Source organism: Achromobacter sp. (assembly GCF_036567245.1).
Lineage (GTDB): Bacteria > Pseudomonadota > Gammaproteobacteria > Burkholderiales > Burkholderiaceae_B > Achromobacter.
Genome location: NZ_DATCUY010000380.1, coordinates 1 through 16,082 on the forward strand (window position 1 = coordinate 1; position 16,082 = coordinate 16,082).

The 16,082-nt window shown below is 65.4% G+C and carries 18 protein-coding genes and 1 tRNA gene; 9 read left to right on the forward strand and 10 right to left on the reverse strand.

Features of this window, described 5'->3' with window-relative positions; genetic code table 11:
* From VIR09_RS16265 to VIR09_RS16275, 3 genes are all read right to left on the reverse strand, one after another.
* A partial coding sequence (locus tag VIR09_RS16265; protein WP_332013807.1) for a class I adenylate-forming enzyme family protein occupies positions 1–362 on the reverse strand: 362 nt, incomplete at its 3' end.
* A complete protein-coding gene (locus VIR09_RS16270) occupies positions 359–1,573 on the reverse strand; it encodes a thiolase family protein (protein ID WP_332013808.1) in 1,215 nt (404 codons plus the stop codon). The genes VIR09_RS16265 and VIR09_RS16270, both read right to left, overlap by 4 nt.
* Before the next feature lie 26 nt (positions 1,574–1,599).
* Positions 1,600–2,733, reverse strand: a complete 1,134-nt coding sequence (locus tag VIR09_RS16275) for an ABC transporter substrate-binding protein (protein WP_332013809.1) — start codon at positions 2,731–2,733, stop codon at positions 1,600–1,602.
* 122 nt (positions 2,734–2,855) lie between these two features.
* Here VIR09_RS16275 and VIR09_RS16280 point away from each other — a divergent pair, with 122 nt between their 5' ends.
* Both VIR09_RS16280 and VIR09_RS16285 read left to right on the forward strand, forming a co-directional pair.
* Entirely contained in the window at positions 2,856–3,812 is a 957-nt protein-coding gene (locus VIR09_RS16280; protein WP_332013810.1) for a LysR substrate-binding domain-containing protein, read from the forward strand.
* A 265-nt stretch (positions 3,813–4,077) separates the two neighbouring features.
* Positions 4,078–4,791, forward strand: a complete 714-nt coding sequence (locus tag VIR09_RS16285; protein WP_332013811.1) for an autoinducer binding domain-containing protein — start codon at positions 4,078–4,080, stop codon at positions 4,789–4,791.
* Between the two features lie 97 nt (positions 4,792–4,888).
* Here VIR09_RS16285 and VIR09_RS16290 read toward each other — a convergent pair.
* Together VIR09_RS16290 and VIR09_RS16295 are read right to left on the reverse strand one after the other, a co-directional pair.
* A tRNA-Ala gene (locus VIR09_RS16290) sits at positions 4,889–4,964 on the reverse strand.
* Positions 4,965–5,030: 66 nt separating this feature from the next.
* Positions 5,031–5,813 (reverse strand): exodeoxyribonuclease III, encoded by a 783-nt coding sequence (locus VIR09_RS16295; protein ID WP_332013812.1) that lies wholly within the window; start codon positions 5,811–5,813, stop codon positions 5,031–5,033.
* 290 nt (positions 5,814–6,103) lie between these two features.
* Between VIR09_RS16295 and VIR09_RS16300 the strand changes: the two genes are divergently transcribed.
* The 4 genes from VIR09_RS16300 to VIR09_RS16315 all read left to right on the forward strand — a co-directional run bounded on the left by VIR09_RS16300 (position 6,104) and on the right by VIR09_RS16315 (position 7,797).
* Positions 6,104–6,625 (forward strand): sigma-70 family RNA polymerase sigma factor, encoded by a 522-nt coding sequence (locus tag VIR09_RS16300; RefSeq protein ID WP_332013813.1) that lies wholly within the window; start codon positions 6,104–6,106, stop codon positions 6,623–6,625.
* 117 nt (positions 6,626–6,742) lie between these two features.
* Positions 6,743–6,991, forward strand: coding sequence for a DUF4880 domain-containing protein (locus VIR09_RS16305; RefSeq protein ID WP_332013814.1), 249 nt, complete (start codon positions 6,743–6,745; stop codon positions 6,989–6,991).
* Positions 6,992–7,315: 324 nt separating this feature from the next.
* Complete coding sequence (locus VIR09_RS16310; RefSeq protein ID WP_332013815.1) at positions 7,316–7,561, forward strand: hypothetical protein; 246 nt, start codon at positions 7,316–7,318, stop codon at positions 7,559–7,561.
* A 17-nt stretch (positions 7,562–7,578) separates the two neighbouring features.
* Positions 7,579–7,797, forward strand: coding sequence for a hypothetical protein (locus VIR09_RS16315; protein ID WP_332013816.1), 219 nt, complete (start codon positions 7,579–7,581; stop codon positions 7,795–7,797).
* Between the two features lie 49 nt (positions 7,798–7,846).
* On the opposite strand, the gene VIR09_RS16320 is transcribed toward VIR09_RS16315, so the two are convergent.
* Positions 7,847–8,632 carry a 3-oxoacyl-ACP reductase gene (locus tag VIR09_RS16320; protein WP_332013817.1) on the reverse strand — a complete coding sequence of 262 codons (786 nt, stop codon included), beginning with the start codon at positions 8,630–8,632 and terminating at the stop codon, positions 7,847–7,849.
* An 18-nt stretch (positions 8,633–8,650) separates the two neighbouring features.
* Positions 8,651–9,454: a FadR/GntR family transcriptional regulator gene (locus VIR09_RS16325; protein ID WP_332013818.1), complete on the reverse strand. Its 804-nt coding sequence runs from the start codon at positions 9,452–9,454 to the stop codon at positions 8,651–8,653.
* Positions 9,455–9,704: 250 nt separating this feature from the next.
* Between VIR09_RS16325 and VIR09_RS16330 the strand changes: the two genes are divergently transcribed.
* On the forward strand, positions 9,705–11,141 hold the full coding sequence (locus VIR09_RS16330) for an aldehyde dehydrogenase family protein (RefSeq protein ID WP_332013824.1): 1,437 nt from the start codon (positions 9,705–9,707) through the stop codon (positions 11,139–11,141).
* Between the two features lie 92 nt (positions 11,142–11,233).
* A complete protein-coding gene (locus VIR09_RS16335; RefSeq protein ID WP_332013819.1) occupies positions 11,234–11,938 on the forward strand; it encodes a riboflavin synthase subunit alpha in 705 nt (234 codons plus the stop codon).
* 33 nt (positions 11,939–11,971) lie between these two features.
* On the opposite strand, the gene VIR09_RS16340 is transcribed toward VIR09_RS16335, so the two are convergent.
* The 3 genes from VIR09_RS16340 to VIR09_RS16350 all read right to left on the reverse strand — a co-directional run bounded on the left by VIR09_RS16340 (position 11,972) and on the right by VIR09_RS16350 (position 15,375).
* A complete protein-coding gene (locus tag VIR09_RS16340; protein ID WP_332013820.1) occupies positions 11,972–12,493 on the reverse strand; it encodes a 2'-5' RNA ligase family protein in 522 nt (173 codons plus the stop codon).
* 63 nt (positions 12,494–12,556) lie between these two features.
* On the reverse strand, positions 12,557–14,050 hold the full coding sequence (locus tag VIR09_RS16345; protein ID WP_332013821.1) for a M81 family metallopeptidase: 1,494 nt from the start codon (positions 14,048–14,050) through the stop codon (positions 12,557–12,559).
* A gap of 23 nt (positions 14,051–14,073) precedes the next feature.
* Complete coding sequence (locus tag VIR09_RS16350; protein WP_332013822.1) at positions 14,074–15,375, reverse strand: MFS transporter; 1,302 nt, start codon at positions 15,373–15,375, stop codon at positions 14,074–14,076.
* A 206-nt stretch (positions 15,376–15,581) separates the two neighbouring features.
* On the opposite strand from VIR09_RS16350, the gene VIR09_RS16355 reads away from it, so the two are divergent.
* Positions 15,582–16,082, forward strand: a 501-nt coding sequence (locus VIR09_RS16355) for a LysR family transcriptional regulator (protein WP_332013823.1), incomplete at its 3' end; no start/stop codon positions are given.

Below are 16,082 nucleotides of genomic sequence, written 5' to 3' on the forward strand. Positions count from 1 at the left end.
GTCGCGACGGCGGCCGACGGCGCATCGGCGATCAGCAGCGCGGGCTGCGCGTCGCGCAGGATGAACTCCAGTTCGCGCGCCGTGTAGAGCGGATTCAGGGGCACGTGCTGGTTGCCCGAACATTGCAGCGCCAGCGTCATCACGCAGGCCAGGTCCGAGTTGCCCAGCAGCGTTGCCACCCGCGCGCCCGAGGCAGCGTGGGCGCGCAGATGGCGGGCGGTCGCCCAGACTTCGGCGGCGTAGCGCCGGTAGTCGATGCGGCGCGTGCCGCAGACCAGGGCGGTGCGTTCGGGACAGTCGCGCGCCGCGCGGGCCAGCAGGGCGGGAATGCGCAGGACGCCTTCAAGGCTGGCGTGGTTCATCGGGCGGCTCCGCCGGCGTCCACGCGCAATACCACCGCCATGGCGCTGTCGCCGGCTGCGCAGCCCGTGAACAGGCCCAGGCCGCCGCCGCGCTCGGCCAGTTCCTCGATGAGTTCGATGACGGACCGAAGCCCGGTTGGGCTTTGAGGGTGGCCCCAGACCAGCGAGCAGCCGTACTGGTTCATGGCCATTACGTCGAACCCCGTGGCGCGCGCCAACGCGATGTCGGACACCACAAAGGGATTGTGCGTCTTCACCGCGTGCAGGTCGGCCATCGACAGGCCGGCGCGTTGCAGCGCGCTGCCGGCGGCTTCGATGGGCGCCTGCGGCATGTAGCCTTTTTCGGTGCGCGACTGGCCGAAGGCCAGGATCTCGATGCCGATCTCGGGCCGACGCGATAATTCACGTGCGCGCCCGGCGGTCGCCAGGATCATGCCCGCGTTACCGTCCGCCGGATGGGTCTGGCCGCCATAGGTGATGGTGCCGCCGGGCAGCACCGGTGCCAGGCGCGCCAGGCCCGCCTCGGTGGTGGCGTGGATGCCTTCGTCGCCTTCCAGCACCGATGCAATCTTGGCATAGCGCGCGTCGGGCACCTCGAAGGGCAGTGTCATGTAGCGCTGCTGGAACCGGCGGCCGTCGGCGCAGGCTTGCGCGTATTGCTCATAGCGGCGCAGGGTGACCGCATTCTGTTCGTCCGTGGAGATGCCGTGGCGCTCGGCCACGCGCTCCCCGGTTTGCAACATCGACAGGCCGCTCCACGGATCGTGCGTAAAGTTGTCCAGCACCCAGTTTTCGTGCGAACCGGAGCCGCCAGGGCCGGCCGGATCGGGGTGGTAGAGCTGCGGGCCGTTGGACACGCGGTCGGCCATGAGGACCAGCGAGGTCTCGGCGTGGCCGAGCATGAGTTCGGCCGCGGCCGTGGCCAGGCCGCGTACCGACGTGGCGCAGGCCTGCGAGACTACCGGCCCCGCCAGATGGGGCGCGCCGAGCATGCCGGCCACCCAGGGCAGGCCATAGAACGAGCCCTGTTGCGGTACCGAGCAGCCCAGCACCGCGCTTTGCAGCGCCGTGGGGGTGATGCCGCGGCGCTCCAGTTCGCGGCGCGCGGTCCAGGCCGCGAAGCGCAGGCTGTGCAGGCGCGACAGGCTGCCCTGCCAACGCGAGAAAGGGGTGCTCCAATACACGCCATAGGGAATGTGTACGCCGGTCATGCGGACTCCTGCTGCAAAAGGGCGGCTCAGGGCAGGAACTGCCAGGCGCCCGAACGGGCCTGCATCAGCACGACGCCGCGCTCATCCAGGCCGTTGTGGTTGGTGGGCGACATCATGTAGATGCCCTGGGTGCCGACGGTGCCCTGCAGACTCTCCAACGCGTCGCGCAGCGCCTGGCGGAAGGCCGGGGTGCCGGGCTGGGTGCGCGCGGGGATCTTGGCGACGGCCGCGTCCAGCAACAGATAGGCGTCGTAGGTGTAGGGCGCGAAGGCGTTGCGCGAGTCGGCGCCGTAGGTCGCTTCGTACTGCTGGGCGTAACGCGTGGCGACCGGCTTGATCGGGCTGTCCGCGGGCAGCTGTTCCACCACCTGCACCGGGCCGCTGGGCACGATCACGCCATCCACGCCCTTGCCGCCGAGCTTCAGGAAATCCTTGTTGATGACGCCATGCGTGTTGTATTGCACGCCTTGGTAGCCGCGCTCGCGCAGCGACAGATGAGGCAGGGCGCCCGGCGTGCCCGAGCCGCCGACCAGCACGGCGCCGGGGTTGAGCGAAACGATCTTCAGCACCTGGGCCGTGACTGAATTGTCGGTGCGGGCATAGCGTTCGTTGCTGAGCACCTTGATACCGCGCTTGCCGGCAGATTCCTGCAGCGCGCGGTAGACGGCGTCGCCCCAGGCGTCCGAGAAGCCGATGTACGCGACGGTCTTCACGCCGCGCTTTGCCATGTCGGCAGTCAGCGAGTCCACCATCAGGTCTATGCCGTGGGCCACCACGAAGATCCATTCGGCGCGGTCGGGGCTGACCACGATGGGCGCCAGCGACAACTGCGGCGTGCGCGCTTCGCGGGCGACTTCCGTGACGGCCATCGAAGTCGGCACATTGCTTGGGCCGATGATGGCGTCCACCTTGTTTTCGGTGACCAGCTTGCGCGCCGTCTTGACCGCCGACGACGGATCGGTCGCATCGTCCAGCGCGATGTATTCCACCGGCTGGCCTCCCAGCGTCTTGGGCAGCAGCGGCACGGTGCTGCGGTACAGCGAGCCCATGGAAGCCCCGGGTCCGGTACTGCTGGCGATCACGCCGATGCGGATGTCAGCGGCAGCGGCGCAAGGCGCCAAGGCGCAGGCCAGAGCCAGCGCGGCAAGACGACGATACATGGCTATTCCCCTTTTTCTGGATATGCCCCGGCTAGCGGGATGATCCTAGTATGGGCGTGTTGACGATAACTAGATAATTGCAATTCCTTATCAATCGATAACCAACTTGCCGAGCGAAATCCATGCCGGAAACTCCCACCTTGCAGCAACTGCGGTCGCGCCTGCGCATCCGCCACCTGGTCCTGCTGGACGAGTTGGGGCGCGTGGGCAATCTGCACCGGGCGGCCGAAGCAATGCACCTCAGCCAGCCTGCGTTGAGCAAGCTTTTGGGCGAGGCCGAGGCGCTGGCCGGCCAGTCCTTGTTCGAACGTTCGCACCACGGCGTCGCGCCGACCGCGCTGGGCCTGCTGATGATCGATCGCGCGCGCCTGCTGCTCAACGAACTGGACGCAACGCACGCCGAACTCGCGGCAGCGGCCAACGGCGCGACCGGCAAGGTGCGCGCGGGCATTTTTCCGGTCGTGGCGCATCTGCTGGTGCCGCTTGCGGTGCAGCGCCTGCAAGAGACACATCCCGCCTTGCGCATCGAACTGTCCGAAGGCCTGGAGAAACAGCTGCTGCCGGCCTTGCGTGCAGGCGAACTGGACTGCGTCGTGGGACGGCTGGGGGTGGAAGGGGCGGACGCGGACCTGCAATGCGAGATCCTTTACGACGAGGCCACCGCCGTCGTCTGCGGCCCGGCCCATCCGCTGGCTGCGCGCCGCCGCCTGAGCGGCGCAGCGCTGGACCGTTGCCGTTGGGTGCTGCCGTCGCGCAACGCGGCGCTCTACAGCATGGTTGCCGCCGCTGTCTCGGCGCGCGGCGCGGGCTTTCCGCAAGTCGCCATCGAATCCAGCGCCATCCTGACCATCGTCTCGCTGTTGCAGCGGACCTCGCTGCTGTCGGCCATCCCGCTGCGCGTGGCGCGGGCCCTGGCCGAAAACGGGCAACTGGCGATCCTGCCCTTGGCCTTGCAGGCGCGGCTGCACCCCGTGGGCATCATGACGCGGCGCGATGCGCGCGCCGCCGCCGCCGCCTCGCTGTTCCTGAATGCCTTGCGAGACGCGGCCACCATGATGCGCGCCGACGCAAGCGCCTGAGGATCGGCAGGTCTTGGATGGCTGCTATATCCATATGGATATTAAGAGTTCGGTGATCGGGAAAATATTATTGAAAAACCGGATTTTCCATTTTCTCCGCCGTCGCTGGAGACTAAATAAAAAGTGAATGGGTAATCACATTTTATTATATTTTGAAATATTTCAAGGGTTTAACTATATTGTGACAGCGGCGCTCTTTTTTTGTTTTTTTAGCCGTGCACCTTTCAAGTAATAGCGATGCAAATGCACGGGGACGGAATTTGGAATGAAGTCGTGGGCACAAGACCTTCTATTGGCGACCAATAGCGCCACCTCTGAGCAAGCCGTTTTCACCGAGGTGGCGGCCGTGGCACAAGAACTGGGGTTTTCTTATTGCGCGTATGGTTTGCGGGCGGCCCTGCCGTTTACCAACCCTCCGTTTGTAATGATCAGTGATTATCCGACCGCGTGGCAGGAACGGTACGCGCAGGCGCGCTACCTGGAGGTAGACCCCACCGTTAAACACTGCAGCCGCTCCGCGATACCTATCGTGTGGTCGGACAGGGTGTTTGCCGAAACGCCCAAGCTTTGGGACGAGGCGCAGGCGGTGGGGCTCTGTGTAGGATGGGCTCAGTCGAACCTGGACGCATACGGAACCGTGGGAATGCTGACGCTGGCCAGGCAGAAAGAGCAGCTTTCCGACGCGGAGTTGCTCAGCAAGGAATTGCGGATGCGATGGCTGGTGACAGCGGCGCACCTGGCATTCAGCAAGGTCTTGCTGCCGCGATTCAAATTGGCGCCTGATATTCCGCTGACCCGTCGCGAGACCGAAATTCTAAAATGGGCGGCGGACGGAAAGACCAGCAGCGACGTGTCCGAAATACTGGCAATTGCCGAGTCGACGGTCAGATTCCATACGAAGAACGCGATCTCCAAGCTCGGGGCCCGAAATCGGACGGCAGCCGTCGCTCGCGCTGCCCTGCTAGGACTATTGAGTTGACCTGCGCGCGCGCGATCGAAGTTCCCCGGGCGCCGCACCATAAAGCAAAACAGGGCACTACATCGCTAAATGTAGTGCCCTGTCTTGGCGGGAATCTTGGTGGAGCGGAGGAGGATCGAACTCCCGACCTTCGCATTGCGAACGCGACGCTCTCCCAGCTGAGCTACCGCCCCAATGAAGCAAGACCAAAACTATACAGGAATATTCCCGGCCTGCGCAACATGCCGCCGAACAAAAAATCAGGCGAATTCCAAGGTCGCAACGACCGGGGCGTGATCGGAGGGCTGCTCGTTGCGGCGCGGCTCCTTGTCGATGGCGCAGGCGATGCAACGCTTGACCAGCGGGGCGGACAAGAGGACATGATCGATGCGCAGGCCGGCGTTGCGGCGGAACGCGAACTGGCGATAGTCCCACCAGCTGAAGGATTTCTCCGGCTGCTCGAAGAGGCGGAAGGAATCCGCCAGTCCCAGGTCGAGCAGGGCGCCGAAAGCCTTGCGTTCCGGTTCGGACACCAGCACCTGGCCCTCCCATTTCTCGGGGTTATGCACGTCTTCGTCGGCCGGCGCGACGTTGTAGTCGCCAAGCACCGCCAGCCGTGGGTACTGCTTGATTTCGTCGGCCAGCCAGGCGCGCATGGCTTCGAACCAGTCCAGCTTGTAGGCGTACTTGTCCGAGCCCACGGACTGGCCGTTGGGGCAGTAGGCGCAGACGACACGAACGTCGCCTTCGGGGCTGGGAAAGGTCAGCGCCAGGACACGCTGCTGCGGATCTTCATAGCCGGGGATGTTGCGCACCATGGACGTGCCGGGCACGCGCGAGATGATGGCAACGCCGTTATAGGTTTTCTGGCCGGCCCAGACAGCGTGGTAGCCGGCTTCGGTGAAGGCGGCCTCGGGGAACTTGTCATCCGTGAGCTTGAGTTCCTGGATGCACAGGACATCGACCGGATTGGCGGCCAGCCAGTCCAGCACCTGCGGCAGGCGCACGTTCAAGGAGTTCACGTTCCAGGTGGCTAATTTCATGTTTCGCGTAGACCGTTTGTTGATGTGGTTCTCTGGGATGCCGTCCGCCAAAACTCGTGTAGGCGACATGTCTGGCGACAGATCCGGGGGCGGGCTTGGCGGCCGCCGGGGATAGAGGCAGATGATACCGTGGCCGCGCAGCCGGGGCCGACGCGCGTCCGCGCTGAAGCCCAGTCCGAGGCTTGCGGGACCGCGTCGCGGCGATGGACAGGGGCTTTTTCGTTGATGTTTATTTTTCTCGATATTTTGCTTTTACACGTCACCATCAATCTGTATGCGGAGGCACTTCGATGTCCATGGGTACGCAGGGAGCGGGGCTTGGAGACGTTTTTATTGCCCATCGGGCGCAACTCCGCCGTATCGCACAAAGAATCGTCGGCACTCCAGAAATCGCGGACGAAGTGACTCAAGACGCCTATTTGAAACTCATGGAAGGATCGTGCGCGCGCGATGTCAGCAAGCCCTATAGCTACTGCTGCCAGGTGGTCCGCAATCTGGCGCTGGACCATTGCCGTCGCCAGGCCGTCGAATCGACATACCGCATCTACACGGACGACGGGGAATTGCCTCAGGTGGCCGGCGGCTGCGTGCCGGACCGGCGCTTTCAGGAACGCCAGGTGATCGATGCCATCGACCAGATCCTTGGCACCTTGCCAACCAGGACGCGGCGCGCTTTCGAACTCTACAGGTTGGGCGGCTTGACGCAGCGGGAGGTCGCTCGGCAAATGGGCTGCTCGGCCACGCTTGTGAACTTCATGCTCCGCGACGCGACCCAAGCCGTCGCTTGCTGCCGGGATTTGTTGGAGGTGTGACGGCGCGGCCATCAGGCTGAGGTCGTTGAGCGCGAAGGGGGCGGTCGCGAAAGCTATTGCTTAAATTTTTTGCTATACGATAGCGCCACCTGGTCTTCCAGCTATACGAGGTAGCCGATGCGCGATGACGTGATTCCAAATCAGGATCCGGTTTGGGATATCGCCTGGTCCTGGGTGTTGCGCCTGCACGAGCGCGAGACCTTCGACGCAAGAGCCAAAACGGACCTGGCCCAATGGCTTGCCGCCGATGCCGCCCATCGCCAAGCCTACGACAAGGCTGGCCGCCTGTGGTCGATGGCCGGCCTGGTTCCTCCCGTCAGCGATATTGACATCCCAGGCTCCGCGGAGCGCGACGGCCCGGTCTAGCCCGCAGGCCTTTTCCCACTGCCTCTCCCTTGACGCGATGCCGCGCTACGGCGCTTGCGCCTCTTTCCCGCGGCGGTGGCCATGCTGTCGAGTACTGGCTTGGTGATCTGGTGGGAGAAACGTCAGGGACGGCGGCACGCGGCGTCATCCAGATAGTTTATGTGTGAATGTTTATTTCCATGGCGCTCGCTGCGGCCTGCCGGGGATGATCCGTTCCGGTTGCGAGCGGTAGATATACAAAATGTTCTACTTTTTGCGGTTTTCTAATCCCTGAGATTTGACCGCGCGTCTACGCTCCCTACAGTTCCCTGAACGGAGAGGAGTATGAAGCCCCTTGATTTGGATCAGATTTCTCCCGGCGCAGCCGGTATTCCGGGCGTCCCCATCGTGGGCTGGTTGCTGGACGGGCCGCAACCGGAATTCACTGACGTCGTCAGCGTTGCCCGCCAATGGATGGCGGATGGACGGCGCGTTTCGGAAGTGGTGCGGGCGCAGGACTACCAGGGAACGCCCATGATGGGTCCGGGACGCGGCGTGATGCGTGCCTGCGCCATCGCGGGGCGGCGCTGAGGCGCGGGGAGAAAACAATGAGAACCGGAGTGATCAGGCTCAACGGCCACCAACTCGAATACGAACTCAGGCCGCTTGCGGCGCAGCAGGGCTACGAGGCCTGGGTGCGCACGGCGCCAAGCCGCGCATGGACCCGGATAGGCGTGGGCGATTCCGCCTTCGTGACGGAGGATGCCGCGCTCAAGGGCATCAAGTACGCGGCAGTCGAAATCAGCGCCAGGCGGCTGCAGGCATAGCGCTGCGCGCCGGCCAGAAAGGTGCAGCGCCGGCCAGGCGCCTCATCGATCAGCCCTTCACCAGTCCGCCGTCGACGATCAGGTTCTGCCCCGTCACCGCGCGCGACCAGGGGCTGGCGAAGAACAGCACAGCGTCGGCGAATTGCTCGGGCGTGGTGACCTCGCGCAGCGGCGTGCCCGCGGCAATCATGTCGAAGACCGCGTCCGGCGTGGCCGCCGAGGCGTCGGTGGTGCGCAGCAAGCCTCCAGAAACCATGTTGACGGTGATGCCGTCGGCGCCCAGTTCATGCGACAAGGTGCGGGTGAAGGCCAGCAGCGCGGCCTTGGCCGCGGTGTAGTCGTGGTATGGCACCACCGGGTTCTGGACCAGGTTGGTGCCCACGTTGATGATGCGTCCGCCGCCGGCGGCGCGCATGCCGGGCAGGGCGGCCTGGGTGGTGTTGAGCGCGGCGCGCACACTGCCTTCCAGTTGTGCGTGCATCTGCGCCCAGTCCAGCGCGCCGGCTAGCGGGCGGGCGTCGCCGTTGAATTGGAAGGCGGGCAGGGCGTTGTTGACGACCGTGCCCACGGGCTGGCCGAAGTGCGCGCTGGCTTGCGCGAACATGGCGGCGACGGCGGCCGGATCGCGCACGTCGGCCTGCACTGCGATGGCCTGGTCCGGCGCGCTGGCCGCCAGGGCCTGTGCGCGCTCGGCGCTGTTCAGATAGTTGACGACGACCTTGGCGCCTTCGCGCAGGAAGGCGCGTGCGATGGCGGCGCCCAGGCCGCGGCTGGCGCCGGTGACGATGACGAGTTGCTGGTCCAGGTTCAAGGACGGGCGTTGCTGCGATGACATATTCAAATGGCTTCCTGCTCAGTGTTCCGAACCGCTGTTCAGCATGCGGCTGCGGGCTTTTTCGATATGGGCGCGCATGACGTTGCGCGCGCCTTCGGCGTCCTGTTCCTGGATCAGCCGGTAGATGTGGCGGTGTTCCTCGATGGCGGCGCGGGTGCGCTTCCAGGGTTGGCTGTGGACCAGATGGCGCATGACGTTCACGGCGTGGCTGACGTCGTACTCCAGCGACTTCAGCACCTGCACGAAACGCTGGTTGCTGGTGGCCGCGGCGATGGCGCGGTGGAAGCCGTAGTCGTGGTGATGGGCGATGGCGCCGGAGGCGTCGGCTTCTTCGTAGCCGGTCAGCATGCGGTCCATTTCGCGCAGGTCTTCATCGGTGCGGCGCAGGGCGGCCAGGTAGGCGCATTCGGGTTCGATCACCATGCGCAGTTCCAGGCCTTCCAGGATGTGGCCGACGCGCCTTGCGGGGTCCACGGCCGGCATGCCGCCCATCAGGTCGGGCTTGGCGCGCACGTAGCTGCCCGAGCCGCGGATGGAATCCACCAACTGGTCCTCGCGCAGCCGGTCGAGTGCCTGGCGCACCACCGGCCGCGAGACTTCGAACAATGCGGCCAGCTCCAGTTCGGTGGGCAGCTTGCTGCCAGGCGCGATCTTGCCGGTGGCGATGGCATAGAACAGGCTTTCGTAGACGCGCTCGGCAAAGCGTTCGGCGCGCACATAGCCCAGGCCCGAGGCCACTTCCGCCAGCACGTCCAGTTCGGGGCGGGGGCGGTTCACGGCTTCCAGCAGCGATTCAAGCTGCGGATCACGGACATTGCTCATAGGCGCTCCTGCGCTATCTATATACCTGGGCTTGTCAGTCGCCGTGACAAATCCGGAGTGACATTAAGCCACTGAATTATTAGGGATTACCCGAGGTGAACAGAAAATATCCTGACCCTTGGGACAAAAGCTGTCAATTCAATTGACAAGTTGCGAGCCGCTCCCGTACCTTGGCTCGAAGCCAAAACGCGACTCGCGCGCGACGCCACCATCCCGCAACCGGCCGTCCGGCCGCTACTTTACTCCGCACATCGTGACTCAGAAGAACTTTATCGCCAACCAATGGGTGGCCGCTGCCACCGGTGAAACCATTCCCGTCCTGAACCCGTCCGATGGCAAGCCCTTCGAGGCGATTGCGCGTTCCGGCGCGGCGGACGTGGACCGCGCCGTGACCGCGGCGCGCGAGGCTTTTGAAGGCGAGTGGGGCCAGATGGCGCCCGCCGCGCGCAGTCGTCTCTTGATGCGCATCGCCTTCGCGCTGCTGGAGCGCCAGGAAGAGCTGGCGCAGCTGGAATCGGCCGACACCGGCAAGCCCATCAAGCAGGCGCGCGCCGACGCCGCCGCCGTGGCCCGCTACTTCGAGTTCTACGCCGGCGCCGTCGACAAGCTGCATGGCGAGACCATTCCCTACACCCCGGGCTTCACCGTGCTGACGGTGCGCGAAGCGCACGGCGTCACCGGCCACATCGTGCCCTGGAACTACCCGTTGCAGATCTTCGGCCGCAGCGTGGGCGCGGCCCTGGCCGCCGGCAACGCCTGCGTGGTCAAGCCTGCCGAGGACGCCTGCCTGTCGCTCCTGAAGCTGGCGGAAATCGCCGCCGAAGTGGGTCTGCCTGCCGGCGCGCTGAACATCTGCACGGGCTATGGTCATGAGGCCGGCGCGGCACTGTCCGCCCACCCTGGCATCGACCACATCTCGTTCACCGGCTCGCCGCAGACGGGCAAGATGGTGGCGCATGCCGCCGCCGAGAACCACGTGCCGGTCACGCTGGAACTGGGCGGCAAGTCGCCCCAGATCGTGTTCGACGACGCCGACCTGGACGCCGCCATGCCGGTTCTGCTGGCCGCCATCATCCAGAACGCGGGCCAGACCTGCTCGGCCGGCAGCCGCGTGCTGATCCAGCGCGGCGTGTACGAGACCGTGCTCAAGCGCCTGTCCGACGCGTTCTCGGCCACCGTCACTGGTCCGGCCGCGGCCGACCTGGACGTGGGTCCGCTGATCAATGCGCGGCAGCAGGACCGCGTGCGCGGCTTCCTGGCCGAAGCCGAGGCCGAAGGCATGAAAGTCGCCGCGCGCGGCAAGTTGAAGGAAGGTACCCCCGAGGCCGGCTTCTACCAGCCGCCGGTGCTGTTCCGCGACGTGCCGCCCAACAGCCGCCTGGCGCAGGAAGAGGTCTTCGGCCCGGTGCTGGCCGCCATGGTGTTCGACACCGAGGAAGAGGCGCTGGCAATCGCCAACGGCACCTTGTACGGCCTGGTGGCTGGCGTCTGGACCCGCGACGGCGGCCGCCAGTTGCGCCTGGCGCGCAAGCTGCGCGCCGGCCAGGTGTTCATCAATAACTACGGCGCCGGCGGCGGCGTGGAACTGCCCTTCGGCGGTTCGCGCCAATCGGGCTATGGCCGCGAGAAGGGCTTTGAAGCGCTGTACGGCTTCACCACCCTGAAGACGATCGCCATCCGCCACTGATCCCGGCTTGCGGGCGGCGCAGCCCCTGGCAAAATATCGGTTAACGTTGATGTTTTGCTTCAGGGGCGCGCCGCCCCGCATTCAGGATCCGTATGTTCACCGGTATTGTTCAAGGCACCGCGAAGATCGCCAAGATCGCGGATCGCGAAGGCCTGCGCACTTTCACGCTGGATTTTCCCCCTGGTTTTTGCGTCGACCTGGCCATTGGCGCCAGCGTGTCGACGGATGGCGTCTGCCTGACCGTCACGGAAATCCTGTCCGAGAACCAGGCCACCTTCGACGTCATGCTGCAAAGCCTGGCCATCACCACGCTGGGCAGCTACCGCGAGGGCGACCGCGCCAACGTCGAGCGGGCTGCCAAGGATGGCGCCGAGATAGGCGGCCACCCCTTGTCCGGACACGTAGATTTCACCTCCGAAGTGGTGATGGTGAAATCGTCCGACACCAACCGCCTGATGCGTTTCAGCATCCCGGAGGCTTTCCGCAAGTACGTCTTCGCCAAGGGCTATATCGCCATCAACGGCGCCAGCCTGACTGTATCGGAAGTCAACCGCGCCGAAGGCTGGTTCGAGGTCTGGCTGATTCCGGAAACCCGCCGCATGACGGTGTTCGAGGACAAGCAGGTAGGCGATTTCGTCAATATCGAAATCGAACGCAGCACCCAGGTGGTGGTCGATACCGTGCGCGAAACCGTGCAGGAAAGCCTGGGCAAGCTGCAGCCGCTGCTGGAAGCCATCCTGAAGGAAAAGGGCCTGACCCTGGAGGACTTCGTCAGTCCGCAGGCCAAGCTGAAGTAGGCCGCCGCGCAGGGGCGGGCGCGGTCCCGCCCCTCAGCCGGAAAGGCGCGCCGACGTCAGGTCGGTGATCACGCCGTTTTCCAGGACTGCCATCGTCAAACTGTCGATCGAGCCGCGGATGTCGAGTCCGTTCCGGTTCAGTTCGTCGCAGAGGGATTTCATCAGCGCCCGGTTGGTGGACGATCCCATGGTGATGTGCGGCACGTAGGGGATATCCAGGCGCAAGGTCGGCGCCAGCACCTGGCGGTACAAGGCGTCATGCAGGCGCGACAGTTGGCTATGGCCTTCGTCGGGGACCAGGTATGCATACGCGTGCGCCGCGTCCGCGCCCAGCATGGCGTAGCGGCAGACGAAATCTATCGGGCCGTGCAGGCGGGCAACCTCTTCGAGGTGCAACTGGTAGGCCTGTTCATCGATGCCCGCACAGCCAAATGCCATGGTGAAGTGCGCCTTCACCAGCGGATGCTGGCCGTCGTGCTGGCGCCGGAACTCCTCGATGAGTCGGGAGTCCGGCGCGCTGAGGCTGGGGTAGGCTAGCGTGTAGAGCTTCTTCATGCCGCCAGTCTGCCACTGCCCTGCGCGAAAGCAAACCCCGCCGACGCGCGGCGGGGGTGGCGCTCAATAAGAGAACGGCTTGCCTTGCGGACGCACGCGGATGCCGGGCTGCAGCCGGGTCCAGGGCAGGTCGGCCGGGTCGGCCTGCATGGGGCCGGGCGCCTTGGCCACCAGCACTTCGTGGGCGATGGGCTGGAAGTCTGCGCGGAAGTGCACGGAACTCTTCACCACCAGTATCGCCATTTCCTCGGGCTGCACGCCGCCCACGCGGAACAGGTTGCGGTCCAGCATTTGCGACTTGGTGGCGCTGACCACCACCCGCACGCCGCCGATGCGCAGGCCGGCCACCGCTTCCAGGTCCACGTCCATGCCATTCATCATCGGCCCGTTAAAGCGCAGTTTGCCGGGCGACAGGGTTTCGACCACGAACTCGCCTTCGAAAGCCGAATCACCCGCGACGCCGGACTGGCCCCCAAGGCTCAGTCGGACCTTGTTGCCGATTCCGGCCTTGGTGGCCAGGCGCACGGCTTCAGGGTCGCAGAACAACCCTAGCGCGGCGTTCTGCGCATCGGCTTCCACCAGCGCGCGCAGCATGCCCGTGGTGTTGGCGTCGCCGCCCGCTCCCGGGTTGTCCTGCGTGTCCGCGATGACCACGGGGCGCGATGCGCCCGCCGCCAGGGCTTGTGCGCGGCGCACCGCCTCGGAGGGTTCGAGGAAGTCGGGCGACCATTGCGGCTCCAGTTCCAGCACGCGCTGATACAGGGTTTCGGTCACGCGTTCGACCGCTGCCGCATCCGTGCCATAGGCCCAGACCACCGGACCGCACTCGGGGAAGTCTGCCGCCGGGAAGCCGGGCGCGAACGAGATGGAGGCCACGCCTGGCGTTTGTTCCAGGCTTTCCAGCAGTTCGTACACGCCTTTGGAGGGCTGCAGCATCGTGCACATGCCGTTGATCGGAATCAGGAAGGGCAGGCGGCGCTCGCTGCGGCTCCAGTTGTCGCCGGCCGCGATGCGGGCCTGCAGCAGGCGCGCCGCGTGCGCGCCGGTGTCCGCCATGTCCACGTGCGGGTAGGTGCGGAACGCAGCCAGGCCGTCGGCTGCCTGCAGCATCTGCGCGGTGACGTTGGCGTGCAGGTCCAGGCTGGCGATAACCGGCACGCCGGGGCCGACGATCTGGCGCATGCGTGCCAGCAGTTCGCCTTCGCCATCGTCCAGGTGCTCGGCGACCATGGCGCCATGCAGGTCGAGGTAGACGGCGTCATAGGTACCGTTGCGGGCGGCATCCAGGATTTCACCGGCGATCCGTTCATAGGCGTCGCGTGTGACGTGGGCCGAGGGGCTGGCGCCCGCCCAGATCACGGTTTCCACCGTGTGGCCCTGGGCCAGCACTGCATTGATGAAGCCGCCGGCGGGGATATTGACCTCGCGCAGCGCCAGCATGTCCTTGCCGCGCACCATGGCCGGGAAGCCTTCGCCGCGCACGAAGTTGTCGTAGGCGGCGAGCGACGGCGCAAAGGTGTTGGTTTCGTGCTGGAAGCCAGCAACCAGAATATGCATGATCGTTTCCTGTGGGTCGGATTTCAGGCGCGGGCGGGCGCGGGACGGGGCGGACGGTTCACCAGCAGGAGCAGGGCGCCGGCCACCAGCAAGGCGGAGATCACGTACAGGCCGCCAGCCAGCGTGCCGGTGGCCTGCTTGGACCAGCCGATGATGGACGGGCTGAGGAAGCCGCCGAGCAGGCCGATGCTGTTGATGAGCGCGATGCCGCCGGCCGCTGCTTCGCCTTTGAGGTACTGCGAGGGAATCGCCCAGAATACCGTGTAAGAGGCCCACATGAAGCCCGTGGCCAGCGTGATGGACGTCAGGGATAGCGCGAATTGCGTGGGCGCGGCGGTGGCCACGCACAGCGATACGCCGGCCAGCAGGGCGGGAACCAGGGTATGCCAGCGCCGTTCCTGCATGCGGTCCGAGCTGCGCGCGAACCACAGCATGAAGGCGGCCGCGGCGATGTAGGGAATGGCGGAGTACAGGCCGATTTCCATGGTGTCCTGCACGCCGGCCAGCTTGAGCAGCGTGGGCAGCCAGAAGCTCACGGCATAGATGCCGCAGATCAGGCAGAAGTACGTCAGGGCCATGCCGTAGATGGCCGGGTCGCGCAGCACCTGCTTGAAGGCATGCTTCTGCTGCGCGCCGCGGGTTTCCAGGTCGGACGCCAGCAGCGTCTTTTCTTCTGCGCTGAGCCACTTGGCCTCGGCCGGCTTGTCGTCCAGGTAGCGGTAGGCCACCACGCCCAGCAGCACGCAGGGCAGGCCTTCGAGCAGGAACATCCATTGCCAGCCGTCCAGGCCGTGCGCGCCCGAGAACGCCGTCATGATCCAGGCCGATGCCGGGCCGCCGACAATGCCGCCGATGGGGCCGGCCAGCATCACCACCGCCATGACGCCGGCCATGCGCGACTGCGAGTACCAATAGGTCAGGTAGAAGATCATGCCGGGCGCGAAGCCGGCTTCGAACACCCCCAGCATGAAGCGCAGGATGTAGAAGCTCCATTCGCCCTGCACGAACAGCATCGAGGCCGAGGTCAGGCCCCATAGCACCATGATGCGGCTGATCGTGCGGCGCGCGCCGATGCGGGTCAGCAGCAGGTTGCTGGGCACTTCGAACAGGACATAGCCCAGGAAGAAGATGCCGGCGCCCAGACCGTAGACGGCGTCCGAGATGCCGATGTCCTGCTGCATCTGCAGCTTGGCGAAGCCGATGTTGATGCGGTCCAGGTAGGCAAAGACGTAACAGAGCAGCAAGAAGGGCAGCAGGCGCCATGTGATCTTGCGGTACAGGGGGGCCAGGCGCGGGTCCGCGCCCGGCGTGGTCGGATTTGGCATTGCATGTCTCCTCGCGCGGGTCTGGCGCCCGCGGTGGCTGGGGTTGCGCCGGAAGCCCTATGGCGTCCGGGCCGCCATTATTGGAAGACTGTGGCGTTCCGAACAATGACCGGGGTGATAAATTATCGTTGCCCTATGGGCAACACTACGGGCAACTCCGGAATCACCCTCAACCGGCGCGATCAAGCGCGCCAGGAATGCGCGCCATGCAGGAAATCAGCCAGGTCCGCCTGAAATACTTCAACGAGGTCATGGCCTGCGGCTCGATCCGGGGCGCGGCTGACAAGCTGGATACGGCGGCCTCCGTCATCAGCCGGCAGATACAGCTGCTGGAAAAGGAACTGGGCGTGCAGCTGTTCGAGCGGCGTTCGCGCGGGCTGACGCCGACCGAGGCCGCCGACATGCTGCTGGAGTACCACCGCGGCTGTCGCGCCCAGCAGGAACACCTGAACGCGCGCCTGCAGGAGTTGCGCGGCATGCAGCGCGGCAACGTGCAGCTGATGATCAGCGAAGGTTTCATCGACGGCCTGATGGAGCACGTGGTCGGGCCGTTCTGCATCGAATATCCGCAGATCAACATCAGCGTCAACGTGGGTTCGGTGAACGAGGTGGTCGAAGCGGTAGCTTCTGATGCGGCCCACATCGGGCTGGCCTACAACCCGCCCGTGGATCCGCGCCTGCGCTGCCGCGCCAGCCGCAAGCATCCG

What these genes read in the sequence shown, in the direction of transcription:
- VIR09_RS16270 (WP_332013808.1), bottom strand. Translation starts at nt 1,573, where the DNA reads ATGACCGGCGTACACATTCCCTATGGCGTGTATTGGAGCACCCCTTTC.
- VIR09_RS16275 (WP_332013809.1), bottom strand. Translation starts at nt 2,733, where the DNA reads ATGTATCGTCGTCTTGCCGCGCTGGCTCTGGCCTGCGCCTTGGCGCCT.
- VIR09_RS16280 (WP_332013810.1), top strand. Translation starts at nt 2,856, where the DNA reads ATGCCGGAAACTCCCACCTTGCAGCAACTGCGGTCGCGCCTGCGCATC.
- VIR09_RS16285 (WP_332013811.1), top strand. Translation starts at nt 4,078, where the DNA reads ATGAAGTCGTGGGCACAAGACCTTCTATTGGCGACCAATAGCGCCACC.
- VIR09_RS16295 (WP_332013812.1), bottom strand. Translation starts at nt 5,813, where the DNA reads ATGAAATTAGCCACCTGGAACGTGAACTCCTTGAACGTGCGCCTGCCG.
- VIR09_RS16300 (WP_332013813.1), top strand. Translation starts at nt 6,104, where the DNA reads ATGTCCATGGGTACGCAGGGAGCGGGGCTTGGAGACGTTTTTATTGCC.
- VIR09_RS16305 (WP_332013814.1), top strand. Translation starts at nt 6,743, where the DNA reads ATGCGCGATGACGTGATTCCAAATCAGGATCCGGTTTGGGATATCGCC.
- VIR09_RS16310 (WP_332013815.1), top strand. Translation starts at nt 7,316, where the DNA reads ATGAAGCCCCTTGATTTGGATCAGATTTCTCCCGGCGCAGCCGGTATT.
- VIR09_RS16315 (WP_332013816.1), top strand. Translation starts at nt 7,579, where the DNA reads ATGAGAACCGGAGTGATCAGGCTCAACGGCCACCAACTCGAATACGAA.
- VIR09_RS16320 (WP_332013817.1), bottom strand. Translation starts at nt 8,632, where the DNA reads ATGTCATCGCAGCAACGCCCGTCCTTGAACCTGGACCAGCAACTCGTC.
- VIR09_RS16325 (WP_332013818.1), bottom strand. Translation starts at nt 9,454, where the DNA reads ATGAGCAATGTCCGTGATCCGCAGCTTGAATCGCTGCTGGAAGCCGTG.
- VIR09_RS16335 (WP_332013819.1), top strand. Translation starts at nt 11,234, where the DNA reads ATGTTCACCGGTATTGTTCAAGGCACCGCGAAGATCGCCAAGATCGCG.
- VIR09_RS16340 (WP_332013820.1), bottom strand. Translation starts at nt 12,493, where the DNA reads ATGAAGAAGCTCTACACGCTAGCCTACCCCAGCCTCAGCGCGCCGGAC.
- VIR09_RS16345 (WP_332013821.1), bottom strand. Translation starts at nt 14,050, where the DNA reads ATGCATATTCTGGTTGCTGGCTTCCAGCACGAAACCAACACCTTTGCG.
- VIR09_RS16350 (WP_332013822.1), bottom strand. Translation starts at nt 15,375, where the DNA reads ATGCCAAATCCGACCACGCCGGGCGCGGACCCGCGCCTGGCCCCCCTG.